Annotated in this window: 17 protein-coding genes and 1 tRNA gene; 16 read left to right on the forward strand and 2 right to left on the reverse strand. The window is 36.7% G+C overall.

All coding sequences use genetic code 11. The features are described from left to right. Positions 1-341: 341 nt before the first annotated feature. The 7 genes from SLH52_RS01820 (at position 342) to SLH52_RS01850 (ending at position 7,368) form a co-directional block, all read left to right on the forward strand. A complete protein-coding gene (locus tag SLH52_RS01820; protein ID WP_320207596.1) occupies positions 342-1,832 on the forward strand; it encodes a tetratricopeptide repeat protein in 1,491 nt (496 codons plus the stop codon). A gap of 311 nt (positions 1,833-2,143) precedes the next feature. Further along, positions 2,144-3,085, forward strand: coding sequence for a thioredoxin-disulfide reductase (gene trxB / locus SLH52_RS01825; RefSeq protein ID WP_320207597.1), 942 nt, complete (start codon positions 2,144-2,146; stop codon positions 3,083-3,085). A gap of 442 nt (positions 3,086-3,527) precedes the next feature. Next, entirely contained in the window at positions 3,528-3,986 is a 459-nt protein-coding gene (locus SLH52_RS01830) for an 8-oxo-dGTP diphosphatase (RefSeq protein WP_320207598.1), read from the forward strand. A 22-nt stretch (positions 3,987-4,008) separates the two neighbouring features. Beyond that, positions 4,009-4,896 (forward strand): RNase adapter RapZ, encoded by an 888-nt coding sequence (gene rapZ / locus SLH52_RS01835; protein ID WP_320207599.1) that lies wholly within the window; start codon positions 4,009-4,011, stop codon positions 4,894-4,896. A 3-nt stretch (positions 4,897-4,899) separates the two neighbouring features. Beyond that, positions 4,900-5,880, forward strand: a complete 981-nt coding sequence (locus SLH52_RS01840; protein ID WP_320207600.1) for a YvcK family protein — start codon at positions 4,900-4,902, stop codon at positions 5,878-5,880. Between the two features lie 248 nt (positions 5,881-6,128). After that, positions 6,129-7,082 carry a DNA-binding protein WhiA gene (gene whiA, locus SLH52_RS01845; protein ID WP_320207601.1) on the forward strand — a complete coding sequence of 318 codons (954 nt, stop codon included), beginning with the start codon at positions 6,129-6,131 and terminating at the stop codon, positions 7,080-7,082. A 28-nt stretch (positions 7,083-7,110) separates the two neighbouring features. Next, complete coding sequence (locus SLH52_RS01850) at positions 7,111-7,368, forward strand: HPr family phosphocarrier protein (RefSeq protein WP_214484204.1); 258 nt, start codon at positions 7,111-7,113, stop codon at positions 7,366-7,368. A 53-nt stretch (positions 7,369-7,421) separates the two neighbouring features. Here SLH52_RS01850 and clpP read toward each other — a convergent pair whose 3' ends face one another. Then, positions 7,422-8,006 carry an ATP-dependent Clp endopeptidase proteolytic subunit ClpP gene (clpP, locus tag SLH52_RS01855; RefSeq protein ID WP_320207602.1) on the reverse strand — a complete coding sequence of 195 codons (585 nt, stop codon included), beginning with the start codon at positions 8,004-8,006 and terminating at the stop codon, positions 7,422-7,424. Between the two features lie 207 nt (positions 8,007-8,213). On the opposite strand from clpP, the gene SLH52_RS01860 reads away from it, so the two are divergent. The 9 genes from SLH52_RS01860 to eno all read left to right on the forward strand — a co-directional run bounded on the left by SLH52_RS01860 (position 8,214) and on the right by eno (position 17,683). Then, positions 8,214-8,285: transfer RNA gene (locus tag SLH52_RS01860), tRNA-Arg, on the forward strand. 500 nt (positions 8,286-8,785) lie between these two features. Continuing rightward, positions 8,786-10,105, forward strand: a complete 1,320-nt coding sequence (rpoN, locus tag SLH52_RS01865) for an RNA polymerase factor sigma-54 (protein ID WP_320207603.1) — start codon at positions 8,786-8,788, stop codon at positions 10,103-10,105. 33 nt (positions 10,106-10,138) lie between these two features. Next, the gene (locus tag SLH52_RS01870; RefSeq protein WP_320207604.1) at positions 10,139-10,390 is read left to right on the forward strand and encodes a glutaredoxin family protein; all 252 of its coding nucleotides are present in this window, start codon (positions 10,139-10,141) and stop codon (positions 10,388-10,390) included. 134 nt (positions 10,391-10,524) lie between these two features. Further along, the gene (locus SLH52_RS01875) at positions 10,525-11,544 is read left to right on the forward strand and encodes a sugar-binding domain-containing protein (protein WP_320207605.1); all 1,020 of its coding nucleotides are present in this window, start codon (positions 10,525-10,527) and stop codon (positions 11,542-11,544) included. A gap of 48 nt (positions 11,545-11,592) precedes the next feature. Next, positions 11,593-12,600: a type I glyceraldehyde-3-phosphate dehydrogenase gene (gene gap, locus SLH52_RS01880; protein ID WP_320207606.1), complete on the forward strand. Its 1,008-nt coding sequence runs from the start codon at positions 11,593-11,595 to the stop codon at positions 12,598-12,600. A 144-nt stretch (positions 12,601-12,744) separates the two neighbouring features. Continuing rightward, positions 12,745-13,929 carry a phosphoglycerate kinase gene (locus SLH52_RS01885; protein WP_320207607.1) on the forward strand — a complete coding sequence of 395 codons (1,185 nt, stop codon included), beginning with the start codon at positions 12,745-12,747 and terminating at the stop codon, positions 13,927-13,929. 159 nt (positions 13,930-14,088) lie between these two features. Next, positions 14,089-14,850 (forward strand): triose-phosphate isomerase, encoded by a 762-nt coding sequence (tpiA, locus tag SLH52_RS01890; RefSeq protein WP_320207608.1) that lies wholly within the window; start codon positions 14,089-14,091, stop codon positions 14,848-14,850. Then, a complete protein-coding gene (gene gpmI / locus SLH52_RS01895; RefSeq protein ID WP_320207609.1) occupies positions 14,843-16,378 on the forward strand; it encodes a 2,3-bisphosphoglycerate-independent phosphoglycerate mutase in 1,536 nt (511 codons plus the stop codon). Before tpiA ends, gpmI begins: the two co-directional genes overlap by 8 nt. A gap of 12 nt (positions 16,379-16,390) precedes the next feature. Next, complete coding sequence (eno, locus tag SLH52_RS01900; RefSeq protein ID WP_320207610.1) at positions 16,391-17,683, forward strand: phosphopyruvate hydratase; 1,293 nt, start codon at positions 16,391-16,393, stop codon at positions 17,681-17,683. A 103-nt stretch (positions 17,684-17,786) separates the two neighbouring features. On the opposite strand, the gene SLH52_RS01905 is transcribed toward eno, so the two are convergent. Next, positions 17,787-19,220: an NAD-dependent succinate-semialdehyde dehydrogenase gene (locus SLH52_RS01905; protein WP_320207611.1), complete on the reverse strand. Its 1,434-nt coding sequence runs from the start codon at positions 19,218-19,220 to the stop codon at positions 17,787-17,789. Positions 19,221-19,372: the final 152 nt, after the last annotated feature.

Here is a 19,372-nt window from a genome sequence, read left to right on the forward strand (position 1 = left end):
TATACCACTAGGATTGTGACTGTAACTATTTTCATCATAACTTGTTTTAGGTTATAAATAGAACGAACAGCAACAAATTTTCTGAAAAGAGCCAGTTTAAATATTAAGAAAGAATTGTATGTTTACCTCAGGCGCCATCAACGCGAGGTCATAAAGTCAAAATGTAAGAAGATTAACAAGCAATCTTCCTGTCACTTCATCTAATTTAGCAGATATATTCATGAGTAGTATTGTCACAAGGTGCGGGCTAATTTTCGTGAGTTTAGCACCTTACGTTTACAGGAAATACACTTTTGAACAAATTGAGTGTTTAGGCAGGAAGATATTTTTCGGAGGCATGAATGGGGAAAAACTCAAAACAATCAGCGATTATTATTCCATTTCAAGATGATGAGAAACTTTTCTTGAAAGGAAAAAAAGCGTATCGAAATAGCGATTTATATAAAGCAAAGAAGTATTTATCTCGAGCAATACAACTGAAACCAAATGAGCCGGAGTATTTATGTCAAATGGCGATCGTTCTTATGGAGAATGGAGAGTTTCAGCAATCAAATATTATACTAGCTAATATATTAGAAAATGTAGACCCAACGATGGTGGAATGTTCGTATTTTATGGCAAATAATTATGCTCACCTAGGGCTGTTTCAAATGTCGCGCAAATATGCGCTTGAGTACCTTAAACATGCTCCAGATGGAGAGTTTAGTGAAGATACTGAGGATCTACTCGAGCTGTTAAGTATTGAATATGATATAAGCACAGAAGCGCAAGATAGTGAGGAAGATGCGCTCATCTTAAATCAAGAAAGAGCGCGAAGCTTGTTAGAAGATGGTCAGTTTTCAGAAGCTATACAATTATTAAACTCAATGATTAAGGAAAACCCTGAATTTTGGTCAGCATATAATAATTTAGCGTTGGCGCATTTCTACTTAGGTGATTTAAATCGTGCTATACAAATCCTTGACGAGGTTTTTGATAAAAATCCTGGAAATCTACACGCGCTTTGCAATATGGTTATCTTCTTTTATTACCATAAAGAAGATGAGCTTGTTAAGCCACTAATCAATAAACTTGAAAAGGTATACCCAATTACGGTTGAACATCGCTACAAGCTTGGAGCAACCTTTGCGCTCGTAGGAGAATCTGAGCTAGCGTACAAGTGGTTAAAGCAGCTTTATAAACAAGGGTTCGAAGGTGATGGTACGTATTATTATTGGCTTGCAAATGCCGCGTATTACTCAAACCACGAAAGTTTTGCAAGGAATATATGGAAGAAAGTTATTGAACTCAGTCCAGAAAGGAACGGCACAGAGCCATGGAAAATGCATGTGGCTCATGAGGTAGTTAAAGGCGCAAACTCACTTTTGAAGAGTGACAATAAATATGAACGTTTGTATGGTTTGTTTTTAGTTAGCCAAGGAAATAATGTTGAACCAACTGGCATTTATCAAGAAAATGTTCAAACAAAATATACATCATTTGAAAGTGAGCTTGCTCATTATATGACTGGTAAAATATGCCAGAAGGGATTAAATAGTCATTCAGGCTACATTAAGAATTCATACATGATATTGGAACAAATTTTTAAAAGTAATAAACTGAGTCATGTAGAAATGGCTGACCTTTTCAACAAGGCATGCTTAGTATTTGATAACGGAATAAATATGGAATATGAACTTTTGAATACACATGCTTGGGCTGCAGCAATTGAATATAAATGGAAAAAGTTATTACGTAAAAAAGTAACTCAACGAGAGGTTGCCCTAAAATATGATGTTTCGGTAAAAACTGTTTCAAAATATGGTGAATTTGTGAATGTTCTCCTTCAGTGAGCAGATTATTGGACGATTCATTCAGTGTCTTATAGGATACAATTAAGGAAAGGCGCTTTTCGTAAACTTTGTTGCTATTTTAAAAACTAGAACAGCACATAAGAATATATGGGATTATCATCGTTTATAAAGATAAAAAGATACCATGAACTTTACGTGCTTATATCTTAATTTAAAAAGTAGCAGTCAATGCGAAAACAGCCAAAGGAAAAGGTATTATATATTCATTAACTTATAGAGATGTTCTAAGTGAAAGAATATTTTATAACATTCTTATGAGTGAATCAGTTAATAATGAAGGAGTGAATAAAATGGCAGAAGATACAATTTACGATGTAGTAATTATTGGAGCAGGACCTGCTGGAATGACAGCAGCGGTATATACATCAAGAGCTAATTTGTCAACAATAATGGTGGAACGTGGTGTTCCTGGTGGTCAAATGGCGAACACTGAGGACGTTGAGAACTTTCCGGGATTTGAATCAATCTTAGGGCCAGAGCTATCAAATAAAATGTTCGAGCATTCGAAGAAATTTGGTGCTGAATATGCATATGGCGATATTAAGGAAATTATAGATGGTGAAGAGTATAAAACTGTGGTCACTAGTAGTAAGGAATTAAAAGCAAGAGCAGTTATTATTGCCACTGGTGCAGAATATAAAAAACTAGGAGTGCCTGGTGAAAATGAACTAGGTGGTCGAGGGGTATCATATTGCGCAGTTTGTGATGGAGCGTTTTTTAAAGGAAAAGAACTGGTTGTTGTAGGTGGTGGAGATTCTGCAGTAGAGGAAGGGGTATACCTAACTCGTTATGCATCTAAAGTAACAATTGTTCATCGTCGTGATCAACTTCGAGCGCAACAAATTCTACAACAGCGCGCATTTGATAATGAAAAGATTGATTTTATTTGGAACCACACGGTGAAACAGGTTAATGAAAAAGACGGAAAAGTGGGTAGTGTGACACTAGTTGATACTCAGACAGGTGAGGAGCAAGAATTTAATACTGATGGTGTGTTCATATACATCGGTTTAAATCCATTATCAAAACCGTTCGCAAACCTTGGTATTACGAATGAAAATGGATATATTGAAACGAATGAGCAAATGGAGTCGAAAATTCCTGGTATTTTTGCATCAGGAGATATTCGAGAAAAAACGGTTCGACAAATCGTTACAGCTACTGGTGATGGAAGTGTTGCCGCCCAAAGTGCAGCGCATTATATTGAAGAGTTAAAAGAGAAATCAAAATAATTATAACAAAACCGTAATAACGTTTTAACCGAGTTGTAACACAGGTGCAACAATTATTAGGTACTATAAATATAAGTAATTGACCCCCTTTTATAAATATATCCTTGGCACGGGAAATGACCCCGTGTCCTTTTTTTATATAGATTTATTTCGTGGTTCTTCTATCATGAGGACGTTAGATGTAGAAACGTACTTACACCTAAGAACGAAAAGCAAATAATTAATGTGAAAACTATCTATATATAAGAAAAAAGACCATGAAAACATATGTAAGTAATGCGAAAACTACATTATATAGGTATGTTATGAGCAAAATTCTCTGTTTGTCATTTATTACTATGCAACGACCTGAATTGCCTTCCGCATTTCTTTTATACCATTTATTGTGACGAGCAAGTAGAAATAGTATAATTAATGGTATAAATACAACGAGGTGAAAGGCGTGCAAAGAGTAACTAATTGCGTCTTAGTTCATGAAGGTCAAGTATTACTTTTACAAAAGCCTAGTAGAGGCTGGTGGGTAGCACCTGGTGGCAAAATGGAACAGGGAGAATCCATTAGAGAATCTTGCATACGTGAATTTCGTGAAGAAACAGGTATATTTATAAAAGATCCAAGCATTAAAGGTATTTTCACAATATTGATAAAAGAGCAAAATCAAATCATTTCGGAATGGATGATGTTTACCTTTCTATCCACAGAATTTGATGGTAGCAATGTGAAGGAATCAGAGGAAGGGAAGGTTGCATGGCAGAAAGTGGAGCAAATATCCAAGCTACCTATGGCGCCAGGTGACTATCACATTATTGACTATATGGTTAATGGAAAAGGTATCATTTATGGTACTTTCACATATACGCCGAACTTTGAGTTGCTTTCTTATCGATTAGATCCTAGTTAAACGTGTTTGAGGGGGTAATAGTATGAGTACTGGCTCAACGAGTGATATCCAAATGGTCATTATTACAGGAATGTCTGGTGCAGGGAAAACAGTAGCCATACAAAGCTTTGAAGATTTAGGATATTTTTGTGTTGATAATCTACCGCCTTCTTTACTTCCGAAATTTCTAGAACTTATGAAGGATTCCGGTAATAAGATGAATAAAGTAGCACTTGGAATGGACTTAAGAGGAAGAGAATTTTTTGAAAGCCTATTTGAAGCACTAGATGATATGGCAGAGAAAGCGTGGATTACACCTCAAATCTTATTTTTAGATGCCAAGGATGCCACTTTAGTTAGTCGTTATAAAGAAACAAGGAGATCTCATCCGCTGTCCCAAGAAGGACTTCCTCTTGAAGGTATTCAGCTAGAAAGAAAAATGTTGGAAGAGTTAAAGGGAAGAGCACAGCTGATTTATGATACATCTGATCTAAAACCTCGTGACTTGAGGGAAAAAATATTACAGCAGTTTGCAACCCAGGGTAAACAAATTTTTACTGTTAATGTTGTATCTTTTGGTTTTAAATATGGCTTGCCGATAGATGCTGATTTAGTCTTTGATGTTCGTTTTTTACCGAACCCACATTATATTGATCATATGAGACCTAAAACTGGTCTCAATGAAGAAGTTTCATCATATGTTTTAAAATGGAACGATACGCAAAAGTTTTTAACAAAAGTTGTTGATTTATTGACTTTTATGCTGCCGCATTATAAAAGAGAAGGTAAGAGCCAGCTCATCGTCGCAATTGGATGTACTGGTGGTCAGCACCGCTCCGTAACACTAGCGGAGTATTTAGGTCAATATTTTGAAAATAGCTATAAAACTCGTATATCTCACCGAGATATTGACAAGCGAAAGGAAAAATAATACATGGAAAGAAAAAAACAGCCTAATATTGTAATTATAGGCGGAGGTACAGGCTTACCTGTCTTATTGCGGGGCTTAAAACAATACCCTGTGAATATCACCGCTATCGTTACAGTGGCTGATGATGGTGGGAGCTCAGGAAGACTTAGAAATGAGCTTGACATTCCACCACCTGGTGATATTAGAAATGTGTTAGTAGCTTTATCAGATGTTGAACCATTGGTTGAAGAGTTGTTCCAGTATAGGTTTGAGGATGGCAATGGTTTATCTGGACATTCACTAGGAAATATTATCTTAGCTGCAATGACAAATATAACAGGCGATTTTGTTCATGCAATTGGAGAAATGAGCAAAGTGTTAAACGTGAGAGGTCAGGTGTTACCAGCTGCTAATAGAAGCGTTAATTTGCATGCTGAAATGGCAGATGGAACATTGGTATCTGGTGAATCGAAAATACCTGATTATGGAAAGAAAATCGAACGTGTCTTTTTGACACCTGAAGATGTCAAGCCGCTTTCTGAGACAATAGCAGCAATACGTGAAGCAGATTTAATTGTCATTGGCCCCGGAAGTTTATATACAAGTATTTTACCTAACCTATTAGTTTCTAATATAGGAAAAGAGGTTTGTGCTGCAACAGCAAAAAAGGTCTATATGTGTAATGTGATGACTCAGTTTGGAGAAACATCAAACTATACAGCAAGTGACCATGTTAGAGCACTTTATGATCATATGAAATGCGATTTTCTTGATGTTATTATGGTGAATGAAGAGGAAATTCCTGCGTACATTATGGATAGATATGCAAAAGAAATGGCTCAACCAGTCATCTATGATATCGACCGATTAAAGGATTTAGGGTTAGATATTATTCACGATAACATTATTAGCTTTGAAGATGGAGTCATTCGACATGATACAAAAAAAGTAGCATCTCTCTTATACTCACTTTTACAAAATGTTCACAAAATCCATGGAATATAACAATTGCATACAAAGTACTCATTTACCTTTTATGTACGAGTGTGATAGCATTTAATGAAACTACTTAATTTTTGAATGCAAAATACAATTTTATTTGTATCTGCATATACTAGTTATATTGGAAGGAGTCAAGGAGGTTGCTCAATGTAAGTAACCTCAGAGGTGACAGATACTATACCGCCTTATTCTGCGTCGACCTTTTTGTCCTCCTATTTTAAGTCGCATATAGATAAAAGGGGCTGAGAGGTATGTCATATGCATCAGAGACCAAAAAGGAACTAACAAATATTGAAATTAAAGATTGCTGTGCAAAGTCAGAGCTCTCTGCATTAATAAGAATGAATGGGTCATTAACTTTTTCAAATCGTAAACTCATTGTAACTATCCAAACTGAAAATGCAGCAATTGCAAGACGTATCTATACATTGCTAAAAAGATTGTATGATGTGTCAGTTGAACTATTAGTTAGAAAGAAAATGCGTTTGAAAAAGAATAATGTATATATTGTTCGCTTAATTGAAAGCGCTAAAGGTATTCTTGAAGACTTAAAAATTATCGATGAAGGTTTCTCGTTTCTTGGAAGGATTTCAGATGACTTAATTAAGAAAAAATGTTGTAAAAGATCTTATTTGCGTGGAGCTTTTTTAGCAGGTGGCTCGATTAATAATCCAGAAACGTCTTCATACCACCTAGAGATATTTTCGTTATATCGGGAACATAGTCAAGCACTTTGTGAATTAATGAACACCAGCTTTCAATTAAATTGTAAAATGATTGAAAGAAAAAAAGGCTTTGTAACGTATTTAAAAGAAGCTGAAAAGATTGCTGAATTTCTAAATATTATCGGTGCCCATAGTGCATTGTTAAGATTTGAAGATGTCCGTATTGTTAGAGACATGAGGAATTCAGTTAATCGCTTAGTTAACTGTGAGACTGCCAATTTAAATAAAACAGTTGGTGCAGCTATTAGGCAAGTAGAAAATATTCGGTATATTGATGAAACAGTAGGACTTAGTTCACTTCCCGACAAGCTTCGAGTTATTGCAGAGCTAAGAATTACTTATCAAGATGTTACATTAAAAGAACTAGGTGAAATGCTACCTGGTGGGAGCATAAGTAAGTCAGGGATTAATCATCGCCTACGAAAAATAGATGAAATCGCAGAAAAGCTGCGATCAGGTCATTCTATTAATACAAAATAATAGCTTTTGAAAAAGGGAGGAACATTAAATGGTTGAAAAAAAAGTAGAGGTACAATTGAAAACAGGATTACAAGCTCGACCAGCAGCTTTATTTGTTCAAGAGGCGAATCGTTACGCTTCAGATATTTTTTTAGAGAAGAATGGCAAAAAGGTAAATGCTAAGAGTATTATGGGCTTAATGAGCTTAGCGGTTAGCAATGGTTCAACAATTACATTGTATGCTGATGGGCAAGATGAAGAAGAAGCACTTGAAGCATTATGTAATTTTGTTATTCAAAATGGCTAAAAAAACCCTCTCACAGCAGTGAGAGGGTTTTTTCATATTTAGAAAGTAGACGATTAAGTCGCAGGATCTAGAACTTTATCGATTAAGCCGTATTCTTTAGCTTTTTCTGCAGTCATAAAATTATCACGCTCTGTATCACGTTCGATCACTTCTAACGGCTGACCAGTACGTTCAGAAAGGATACCATTTAATTTATCACGTAAGAATAAAATGCGCTTCGCAGCAATTTCTATTTCAGTTGCTTGACCTTGTGCACCACCTAGTGGTTGGTGAATCATCACTTCACTATTTGGTAAAGCAAAACGCTTGCCTTTCGTACCAGCAGCTAGTAAAAATGCACCCATCGATGCCGCCATACCAATACACATTGTTGAAACATTCGGTTTAATAAACTGCATCGTATCATAAATAGCCATACCAGCAGTAATTGATCCACCAGGACTATTTATATATAACGAAATATCTTTATCAGAATCTTCTGCTGTTAGAAATAATAATTGTGCTACAATTGAATTTGCTACATTATCATCAATTGCACTCCCCAATAAAATAATACGATCCTTTAATAATCGTGAATAAATGTCATATGCCCTTTCTCCACGGTTGGTCTGTTCGATAACAGTAGGAATAAGATTCAATTTATTTATCCTCCTTTTTAAACTTTATTTAGATATTTATGTAATTTTTATCATACACCTATGGTCAATAAAGGTCAAACGAAAAGTACTAACAATACTATCTTATTCATGTTTTTTTAAATCCATACCTGCTATACCTAAATACTACTGAATTCCGCTTGCATTGTACATCAATCTAACATATAATATTGAAAGCAATCTGTATATGCCCTCGTAGTGTAGTGGATAGCACGAGAGATTCCGGTTCTCTTAGGGTGGGTTCGAATCCTGTCGAGGGCGTTACGTAAGAGAAAAAACCTTCTTTTCAAAAGAAGGTTTTTTTTGTTCAAGAAACTTCGAAGGCGAAGAGCGCCTTCAAATGATAGAGCTAAGGTGTTTGTCGAGGTGAGTCATGAATGCCGACATTGCTACGGAGCCTACAGGACTTGGGCGGATGTTAGATGGAATTGAGTCGTCTCCACTTTTCTAGTTGTCTAACTCCAGCACCTAGCCCCTCGAGTCGTTTCACCATCACACCGAAAGGCAAAAAGCGCCTTTATGTGTAATGGTTCCAGCGCTTGTCGGGGATGACCAAGGTGCTTCCGTTTTTCTATGTCTAGTTTCGCCTCCTAGCCTCTCGAGTCGTTTCGCTTAAAACCATAAAGGCAAAAAGCGCCTTCACAGTTTTAAGCTCCAACGCTTGTCGAGGCTGAGCAAGTCGTCTGCGCTTTTCTAACTTCCATTGTTTTACCATACACCTATTATCTCATATATTGTAAAATAGATATGGGGTGGAGAGCATGGAAATGAGACCGGGGTTATTTCAAGAACAAACGTTAAAGCTTACGATGACTAAGGAACTATCTCAAGCAATTGAGCTTCTTCAATATTCCTCTCAAGAACTACTTACCTTTTTACATGATATAGCTATAGAAAATCCTCTTGTTGAGATACAGGAAAGTACACCATTTGACATACCTAGAAAAAAAACTTCCAACACATCCTCTCAAAGTAAGCAACATAATTGGTTGGAGAATATCGGAGGAGAGCCTGAAAAATTATTCGATCATCTTCGTTCACAAATATTACTATTACCAATAAGTAATATAGAAAGAAATGTTGTTGATCATCTAATAGAAAATATAGATAATAACGGTTATCTTCATTTTGAGGCTCAAGATGTCATTAATCGCTTTGGGGTTACTGAGCAGGATATAACTAAATGTGTAGAAATTATTCAAAACCTTGATCCAGTTGGAGTCGGGGCAAGGAATGTCCAAGAGTGCCTGCTTATACAGCTACAAAGGGAGCAGCATAGGAACGAACTAGCCGAAATTATTATTAAAGATTACTTTGAACTGTTTACACAAAAATCGTGGAAGGCTTTGGCGAAAATATTGAATGTTAAGCCTAAGGAGATTCAACAAATATTTGATCATATACAAATGTTAGAGCCTCGTCCTGGGCATATTTTTCATCATGAACAGACAACCTATATTATTCCTGATATAATTATTGAACGGAAAAATGGACATTTTGAAGCTTCTATTAACGAAGATTATTTTCCAAAGCTATCATTTAACGTTCAATATGAGCAAGACCTATCTAATGTAGACGATGAGAAAGTGAGTGCTTTTGTAAGAGAAAAAGGTTTACAATGGGGATGGATTATGAAAAGCCTCGAACAAAGAAAGCAGACTTTATTAAGCGTTACAAAACAAATCATATTGAGGCAGACAGATTTTTTTGTTAATGGGTTATCATCTTTGAAACCCCTTACAATGAGAGAGGTCGCAGAAGTAGTAGGATGTCATGAATCTACTGTCAGTAGAGCGGTTAAAGGAAAATATGTGCAGACTCCTTTTGGTTTAGTTGAAATGAAGGTGTTTTTCAGTAGTAGTCTAAATACTTCTTCTAATGAAGATGCTTCCTCAACAAGAGTTAAAGAGTTAATACAGCAAATGATTAACGAAGAAGACAAAGCTAGCCCTTTGTCTGACCAAAAACTAGTTAATCTGTTAAATAGAGATTTCAAAATTATTGTGTCACGAAGAACAATTGCAAAGTATAGAGATCAATTAGGTATCTTGTCTTCTTCAAAAAGAAAAAGATATGATTGAAGAAGGCGTTTTTGTTTTGAAAGGATGAAAGATATGAGCAAAACAGTAATCATGTATACGAAGGAAAACTGCCCTTTATGTGACAAAGCTCAAAAAGTATTAGTTGAACTACAAGAGGAAATTCCTTTTCAACTTGAATTAATTGATATTTACAAGGATGATCAGCTATTAGAGAAATATCAGTTAATGATACCTGTAGTTAAGATAGCCGACGAAGAAATTGCGTATGGAGTTATTCACAAAAATGTAATAAAAAAGCGCTTACAGCAAGGATTAAATGGTTGATTATAGTAGTCAGTCCTGTTAGAATAAGAGTTGTAACAGGGGTGATTTTTTTTACCACATGCGGGACATAATATGTCATAGGTGGACTTAATAAGTCCCGGATGGTAATTTCACCAATTTTAAGGAGAACTGCAATGCGTTCATTAATTGAAGTTCAACAAAAATTATTACCTAACCTTCTAGAGGTTATGCAAAGGCGCTATCAAGTTTTACAATATGTAAGGTTAATGCAACCTATAGGCAGAAGAAGTTTATCACTTAGCCTAGGTATGAGTGAAAGGGTCTTACGTGCTGAAGTACAATTTTTAAAGGATCAAGATTTACTTTCTGTACAAGCGTCTGGTATGACAATTACGAAAGATGGTGTCTACGTTCTTCGGCAGCTTGAGGAGATGATGAAGGAAATCTCTGGACTAAAGCTACTTGAAGAGAAGGTTAAGAAAAAATTAGGCTTACACGAAGTAATTGTAGTATCAGGTGATAGTGATCAATCAGCTTGGGTTCAGAAAGAAATGGGCAGAGCGAGTGTTGCATGTATTAAAAAACGCCTGAAAGATAACAGCATCGTTGCGGTAACTGGAGGTACAACTTTAGCTGCTGTAGCAGAGATGATGACTCCCAATACCGAAAGTAAGGAAACCTTATTTGTTCCTGCACGAGGTGGCTTAGGAGAGAATGTAAAAAATCAAGCGAATACGATATGTGCAAAAATGGCTGAAAAAGCAATGGGTAACTATCAATTGCTTCATGTTCCAGATCAAGTTAGTACTGAAGCTTACCAATCGATTATAGAGGAACCAGCGATTAAAGAGGTACTCACGCTTATAAAATCATCCAGTATAGTTATACATGGTATCGGAGACGCTAAAACTATGGCTATACGCCGAAAAACTTCTGATGAAGATATGAAGAAAATCGAACTGGCTAATGCTGTAGCAGAAGCTTTTGGATATTACTTTAATAAGCATGGAGAAGTCGTATATAAAGCTCAAACGATTGGCTTACAACTTGAAGACCTAAAACATAGTAAATCAGTAATAGCAATTGCTGGTGGTGGCTCAAAGGCTAAAGCAATTAAGGCCTATTTTAAACAAACTAGTAACGCCTTGCTAATTACCGATGAAGGTGCTGCAAAAGAGTTAGTTAAGGGTTAATCCCTACCTAAATATATTTAAGCTTTTTATCTTAAGGAGGAAATTATCATGACTGTAAAAGTTGGTATTAATGGATTTGGCCGTATTGGTCGTATCGTATTTCGTGCTGCATTAAAAAACCCTAATATTGAAGTAGTTGCTGTTAATGATTTAACAGATGCAAATATGCTTGCTCACCTTTTAAAATATGACTCGGTTCATGGAAAATTAGATGTTGATGTAACTGTTAATGGTAACAATTTAGTAGTTGACGGTAAGGAAATCCTTGTAAAAGCAGAACGTGATCCAGCACAACTTGGTTGGGGAGACCTTGGAGTTGATGTTGTAGTTGAGTCAACTGGTCGTTTCACTAAGCGCGTTGATGCTGCTAAACATATTGAAGCTGGCGCTAAAAAAGTAATTATTTCTGCTCCTGCTTCAGATGAAGATATTACAATCGTTATGGGTGTAAATGAAGATCAATATGATGCTGCAAACCATCACGTAGTTTCAAATGCATCTTGTACAACAAACTGTCTTGCACCATTCGCTAAAGTATTAAATGATAACTTTGGTATCCGTCGTGGTATGATGACGACTGTTCACTCATATACAAATGACCAACAAATCTTAGATTTACCACATAAAGATTACAGACGTGCTCGTGCAGCTGCTGAAAATATTATTCCAACGACTACTGGTGCTGCAAAAGCTGTTTCATTAGTATTACCTGAATTAAAAGGAAAATTAAATGGTATGGCTATGCGCGTACCAACTCCAAACGTTTCTTTAGTTGACTTAGTTGCTGAGGTTGACAAAGAAGTTACTGCTGAAGAAATTAACGCTGCTTTCAAACAAGCTTCTGAAGGCGACCTAAAAGGAATCTTAAACTACAGTGAAGAGCCATTAGTATCTGGCGATTACAACGGTGACCCTGCTTCATCTACAATTGATTCACTTTCAACAATGGTTATGGAAGGAAATCTTGTGAAAGTTGTATCTTGGTATGACAATGAAAGTGGATATTCTAATCGTGTTGTTGATTTAATTGACTACATGGTTGCAAAAGGCTTGTAAGATAACATAAATACATTGCAATAGGGGAGAGGGGAAGTATTCCCCCTCCCTTTACTTAAGAAAAGAGAATTTGATATAAATACTTCGCTTATCATGATTTAGTAATGATTATGAAGAATCATCAGAAATGGAGGCCTTTTGCAAATGAACAAAAAGACTGTAAAAGATGTTGATGTAAAAGGAAAGCGAGTTTTTTGTCGTGTCGATTTTAATGTGCCTATGAAAGATGGAGTTGTCACTGATGACACTCGTATTCGTGCAGCACTTCCAACAATTCAATATTTGATGGAGCAAGGCGCAAAAGTAATTTTAGCAAGTCATCTTGGACGTCCTAAAGGAAACGTTGTGGAAGAACTACGCTTAACTGCGGTTGCAGAACGTTTAAGTGAGCATCTTGGGAAACAAGTAGTTAAGACTAATGTTGCATACGGTGAAGAAGTAAACAATGCAATTGCTAGTTTATCAGAAGGTGATGTACTTTTACTTGAAAACGTTCGTTTCTATTCAGGAGAAGAAAAAAATGATCCTGAATTAGCAAAAACTTTCGCAGAGCTTGCTGACATATATGTAAATGATGCTTTTGGTGCTGCACATCGCGCGCATGCAACAACAGCTGGTATAGCAGAACATTTACCTGCAGTATCAGGATTTTTAATGGAAAAAGAGCTTGAAGTGCTAGGCAAAGCTTTATCTAATCCTGAGCGCCCATTTACAGCAGTTATTGGAGGAGCAAAAGTAAAAGATAAAATTGGTGTAATTGATAACCTTCTTGATAATGTTGATAATCTCATTATCGGTGGAGGATTAGCGTACACATTTATCAAAGCTTTAGGACATGATGTTGGTAAATCCTTACTAGAAGAAGATAAAATTGATCTAGCAAAATCATTTATTGATAAGGCAAAAGCAAAAGGTGTGAACTTTTATATGCCTGTTGATACGGTTGTTGCAGACGATTTTTCAAATGAGGCTAACATAAAACATGTAAGTATCGAAAACATCCCGAGTGATTGGGAAGGTTTAGATATTGGTCCAAAAACAAGAGAAATTTATCGAGATGTGATTGCGAAATCTAAGCTTGTTATTTGGAATGGACCGATGGGTGTTTTTGAATTGGACTCTTTTGCTAATGGAACTAAGGCAGTTGCAGAAGCACTTGCTGATGCAAATGAAACGTATTCTGTCATCGGTGGTGGAGATTCAGCTGCAGCGGTCGAGAAATTTGATTTAGCTGATAAGATGAGTCATATTTCGACAGGTGGTGGAGCTTCACTTGAATTTATGGAAGGTAAGGCTTTACCAGGTGTTGTAGCATTACAAGATAAATAAATAAAGAAGTTGTTTAAAAGGTAAGGGATAAATGACGGTCGAATTACTCAGTTGTCCATTCTTTTTGAACACGACCTTATAGTAATTTCCCAATAAATGCTTGTTCAAGAACGAATGAAACTTCTTGAACATCCTCTAGAAAGAAAGGAATGTTGTACGATGCGTAAACCAATCATCGCTGGGAACTGGAAAATGAATAAAGTACTTTCAGAAGCAGTAAGCTTTGTAGATGAAGTGAAAGGTCTTGTACCTGCTCCTAGCAAAGTTGACTCAGTCGTTTGTGCTCCAGCATTATTCTTAGAAAAGTTAGTGGCAAGTACTACAAATACTGATTTGAAAATTGGTGCACAAAATATGCACTTCGAAAACAGTGGTGCTTTTACTGGAGAAATTAGCCCAGTTGCACTTGAAGATTTGCGAGTAAGCTATGTTATTATTGGACATTCTGAACGTAGAGAGATGTTTGCTGAAACTGACGAAACTGTAAACAAAAAAACAAAAGCAGCTTTTGATCATCAACTTACTCCTATTGTTTGCTGTGGTGAAACATTAGAGCAACGTGAAGCTGGTCAAACTAATGATCTTGTAGCTGATCAAGTGAGAAAAGCGTTGGATGGTTTAACATCTGAACAAGCAAAACAAACTGTTATAGCATATGAACCAATTTGGGCAATCGGTACTGGTAAGTCATCTACATCTGCAGATGCTAATGCAGTTTGTGAACATATTCGTTCAGTTATTGCTGAGCAATTTTCTCAAGAGGTGGCAGATGCAACACGTATTCAATATGGTGGAAGTGTAAAGCCTGAGAACATTAACGAGTATATGGCACAACCTCATATTGACGGTGCACTCGTCGGTGGAGCAAGTCTAGATCCAAAGTCTTTCCTACAGCTCTTGGGGGCAGCAAATCATGAGTAAAAAACCAGTAGCACTAATTATTTTAGATGGCTTTGCATTTCGTGATGAAACGAAAGGGAATGCTGTAGCCCATGCAAAGAAGCCTAATTTTGATCGATATTGGAGTAGCTATCCTCATGCAACATTAACAGCAAGTGGGGAAGCAGTAGGACTTCCAGAAGGTCAAATGGGTAACTCAGAAGTTGGACATTTAAATATTGGTGCTGGTCGAATTGTTTACCAAAGCTTAACACGTGTCAACGTAGCCATTCGCGAAGGTGAATTTGAGAGTAACGATACTTTCTTACATGCGATGGATCATGCGAAGAAAAAAGGTTCAAACCTCCATATTTTTGGCTTATTATCTGATGGGGGTGTTCATAGCCATATACAACATTTGTACGCGTTGTTAAAGCTAGCTGCAAATGAAGGTGTAGAAAAGGTTTATGTTCATGGTTTCCTAGATGGACGCGATGTTGGTCCACAAACAGCGAAAACCTACATTCATAGTCTTAATGAAAAAATTGCTGAGATTGGTGTAGGAGAAATTGCTACAATTTCTGGACGTTATTATTCAATGGACAGAGACAAACGATGGGACCGTGTTGAAAAATCTTATCGCTCCATGGTTTATGGTGAGGGACCGACGTATCAAAGTGCGATTGAATGTGTAGACGATTCTTATGCGAACGGCATTTATGATGAATTCGTGTTACCTTCAGTTATTGTCAAAGATGATGGCTCACCAGTAGCAACCATCCAAGATGATGATGCGGTAATCTTCTATAATTTCAGGCCAGACAGAGCAATACAAATTTCAAATACTTTCACGAATGAAGATTTTCGTTCGTTTGACAGAGGACCAAAGCATCCGAAAAACTTACATTTTGTTTGTCTAACACATTTTAGTGAAACGGTAAAAGGATACGTAGCCTTTAAACCAGTAAATTTAGACAATACAATTGGTGAAGTCCTATCACAAAATGGCTTAAAGCAATTAAGGATTGCAGAAACTGAAAAGTATCCGCATGTCACCTTCTTTATGAGCGGTGGTCGTGAAGAAGAATTCCCTGGTGAAGAGCGGATTTTAATTGATTCACCTAAGGTAGCAACGTATGATTTAAAGCCAGAAATGAGTGCCTATGAAGTGACTGATGCGTTATTAAAGGAAATTGACGCAGATAAGCACGATGCAATTATTCTAAACTATGCCAATCCTGATATGGTTGGGCATTCCGGAATGCTAGAACCAACCATTAAGGCGATAGAAGCAGTGGATGAATGTTTAGGAAAAATAATAGATGCAATTGAAGCCAAAGGTGGAACAGCTATTATTACCGCTGACCATGGCAATTCTGATGAAGTGGTAACTTTAGAAGGAAAGCCAATGACAGCACATACGACAAACCCAGTTCCTGTGATCCTAACAAAACACGGAATTGAGTTAAGAGATGGTGGTAAATTAGGTGATTTAGCACCTACAATGCTACAATTATTAAATGTAAAGCAACCAAGTGAAATGACTGGAAAATCATTAATTAACGAATAAGGAGAGATAATTATGTCAATCATTGTAGACGTTTATGGTCGTGAAGTATTAGATTCTCGTGGAAATCCAACAGTTGAAGTAGAAGTATATACTGAATCTGGTGCATTTGGACGTGCATTAGTACCAAGTGGTGCATCTACTGGAGAATATGAAGCGGTGGAATTACGTGATGGGGATAAAGATCGTTATTTAGGTAAAGGAGTTATCCAAGCGGTAAATAATGTGAATGAAATCATCGCTCCAAAAATGGTAGGCTTTGATGTTACTGATCAAGTAGCAATTGACAAAGCGTTAATGGCATTAGATGGCACAGAAAACAAAGGTAATTTAGGTGCAAATGCTATCTTAGGTGTATCAATGGCAGTTGCACGTGCTGCGGCTGATTTCTTAGAAGTTCCACTATACCAATATCTAGGTGGAGTTAACGCAAAAACATTACCTGTTCCTATGATGAATATCGTAAATGGTGGAGAGCATGCAGATAATAATGTAGATGTTCAAGAATTCATGGTTATGCCTGTAGGTGCACAAAACTTCAAGGAAGCACTTCGTATGGGCGCAGAAATATTCCATAGTCTAAAATCTGTTCTTAAAGCAAAAGGCTACAATACAGCTGTAGGTGATGAAGGTGGATTTGCACCAAACCTAAGCTCAAATGAAGAAGCGTTACAAACAATTATTGAAGCTATTGAAAAAGCAGGCTATAAACCAGGCGAACAAATTATGTTAGCAATGGATGTAGCTTCATCTGAGTTATACAACAAAGATGATGGCAAATACCATTTAGAAGGTGAAGGCGTTGTGAAAACGTCTGAAGAAATGGTTTCATTCTATGAGGAGCTTGTTGAAAAGTATCCTATCATCTCAATTGAAGATGGCTTAGATGAAAATGACTGGGAAGGCCATAAGCTACTAACAGAACGTATCGGACACAAAGTTCAATTAGTAGGTGACGATTTATTTGTAACAAATACGAAAAAACTTGAAGAAGGAATTGAAAAAGGAATTAGTAATTCAATCCTGATTAAAGTGAACCAAATTGGTACCTTAACTGAAACATTTGATGCAATTGAAATGGCAAAACGTGCGGGCTATACAGCTGTAATTTCTCACCGTTCAGGTGAAACTGAAGATAGCACGATTGCTGATATCGCTGTTGCAACAAATGCAGGACAAATCAAAACGGGTGCACCATCACGTACAGATCGTGTTGCGAAGTATAATCAATTGTTACGCATCGAAGATCAATTACAAGAAACTGCACGCTTTGATGGTTTAGCATCATTCTATAACTTAAAGAAATAACATTATTGAAGATTATTGAAGACCTCACGTAATGTGGGGTCTTCTTAGTTTGATATGCAATTTTTTGCTTCTATACCCATAGCTTTGTATTTTGAATCACGGCTTATTGCGTAAAGGAGTCTACAGAGATATACTTCTGCTCTAAATATTCTTCTATTCCAAAGTACCCGCCTTCTCTACCTAATCCACTTTCTTTATAACCGCCAAAAGGAGCTTGCGCAGCTGATGGGAGTCCATCATTTACACCTATTACTCCATACTCTAAATTGTTCATGAAAAATGTAGCTTCATCTAAACTAGTTGTGAATACATATGCAGCAAGACCATATTGACTGCTATTTGCCCTGTTCACTACTTCATCAATCGTTTTAAAGGAGGTAATGGGGGCTAACGGTCCAAACGTTTCATCCTGCATACAGACCATATCATCTGTCACATTTCCAATGACAGTAGGCTGAAAATAATGACCTTTTTCTTCCGAGATCTTTTTCCCCCCTGTTAAAATAGACGCACCTTTCTCTACAGCATCTTCAATATGATACATAACTTTTGTTATAGCATTCTCATTAATGAGGGGTCCTATATCAATGTTATTGTTCAACCCATTTCCCATGGTTAAACGAGAAGTGCGTTCTACTAATCTAGCTGTAAAGCTTTCTATCACATCTTCATGAATATAGAAACGGTTAGATGCAACACACACTTGACCTGCATTGCGGAATTTAGATTGAATGGCTCCTTCAACAGCTCTATCGATGTCTGCCTGTGCTGTGACAATGAATGGTGCATGTCCCCCTAGTTCGAGAGATAATTTTTTTACAGAATCAGCTGCTTCTTTCATTAGAAGTTTTCCTACAGGTGTTGATCCAGTAAAACTTAATTTTCTAACCCGCTTATCTCGTAACCAAGCATCGCCAATTTGTTTAGCATTACCTGTTACGATATTTATTACGCCTCTAGGGAAATTAGCTTTTTCTGCTAATTGTATTAACTTTAAAGCGGTAAAAGGCGTTTCTTCTGAAGGCTTTACAACGACGGTACATCCAGCTGCTAATGCTGGGGCAAGTTTCCTAGTAATCATTGCAGCAGGGAAATTCCAAGGTGTAATAGCAGCAACTACTCCTACTGGCTCTTTTTTTACTATAATATGTTTATTAGTTGTAGAAGCTGGAATCGTATTACCATAATTTCGTTTCGCTTCCTCTGCATACCATAACACATACTCATTTGCATATTCGATCTCTGCTAAAGCTTCCTTTAATGGTTTTCCTTGCTCAATCGTTATGATCCGAGCTAGTTCATCTTGATTCTCTTTAATTAATTGATACCATCGATAAAGAAGTTGACTTCTATACCTTGCAGTCTTTTTTGACCATAAAGCAAAGGCTTTTGATGCTGCTTCAATAGCTAAAACTGCTTCTGTATGCCCGCCATTTGAAACTTCTCCTATTATTGCTTTCGTTGCCGGGTTTTTGATAGCAATAACATCTTCTGATGCTATCCATTGACCGTTTATAAAATTTTGCTTAATAAACATCTGTCCCACCCTTTTATTTGTTTAACTTAGTCTGTTACTAAGTGTGATAGTATACTTAAATAAGTTTACCTTTCGAACAGACTTGCATATTTCCGTAGTCAAATCTTCAGAAAAGAAAACAGCTGAAACACAAATTGAAATTCTTCATGTGC

Source organism: Cytobacillus sp. IB215665 (assembly GCF_033963835.1).
GTDB lineage: Bacteria > Bacillota > Bacilli > Bacillales > SM2101 > Nanhaiella.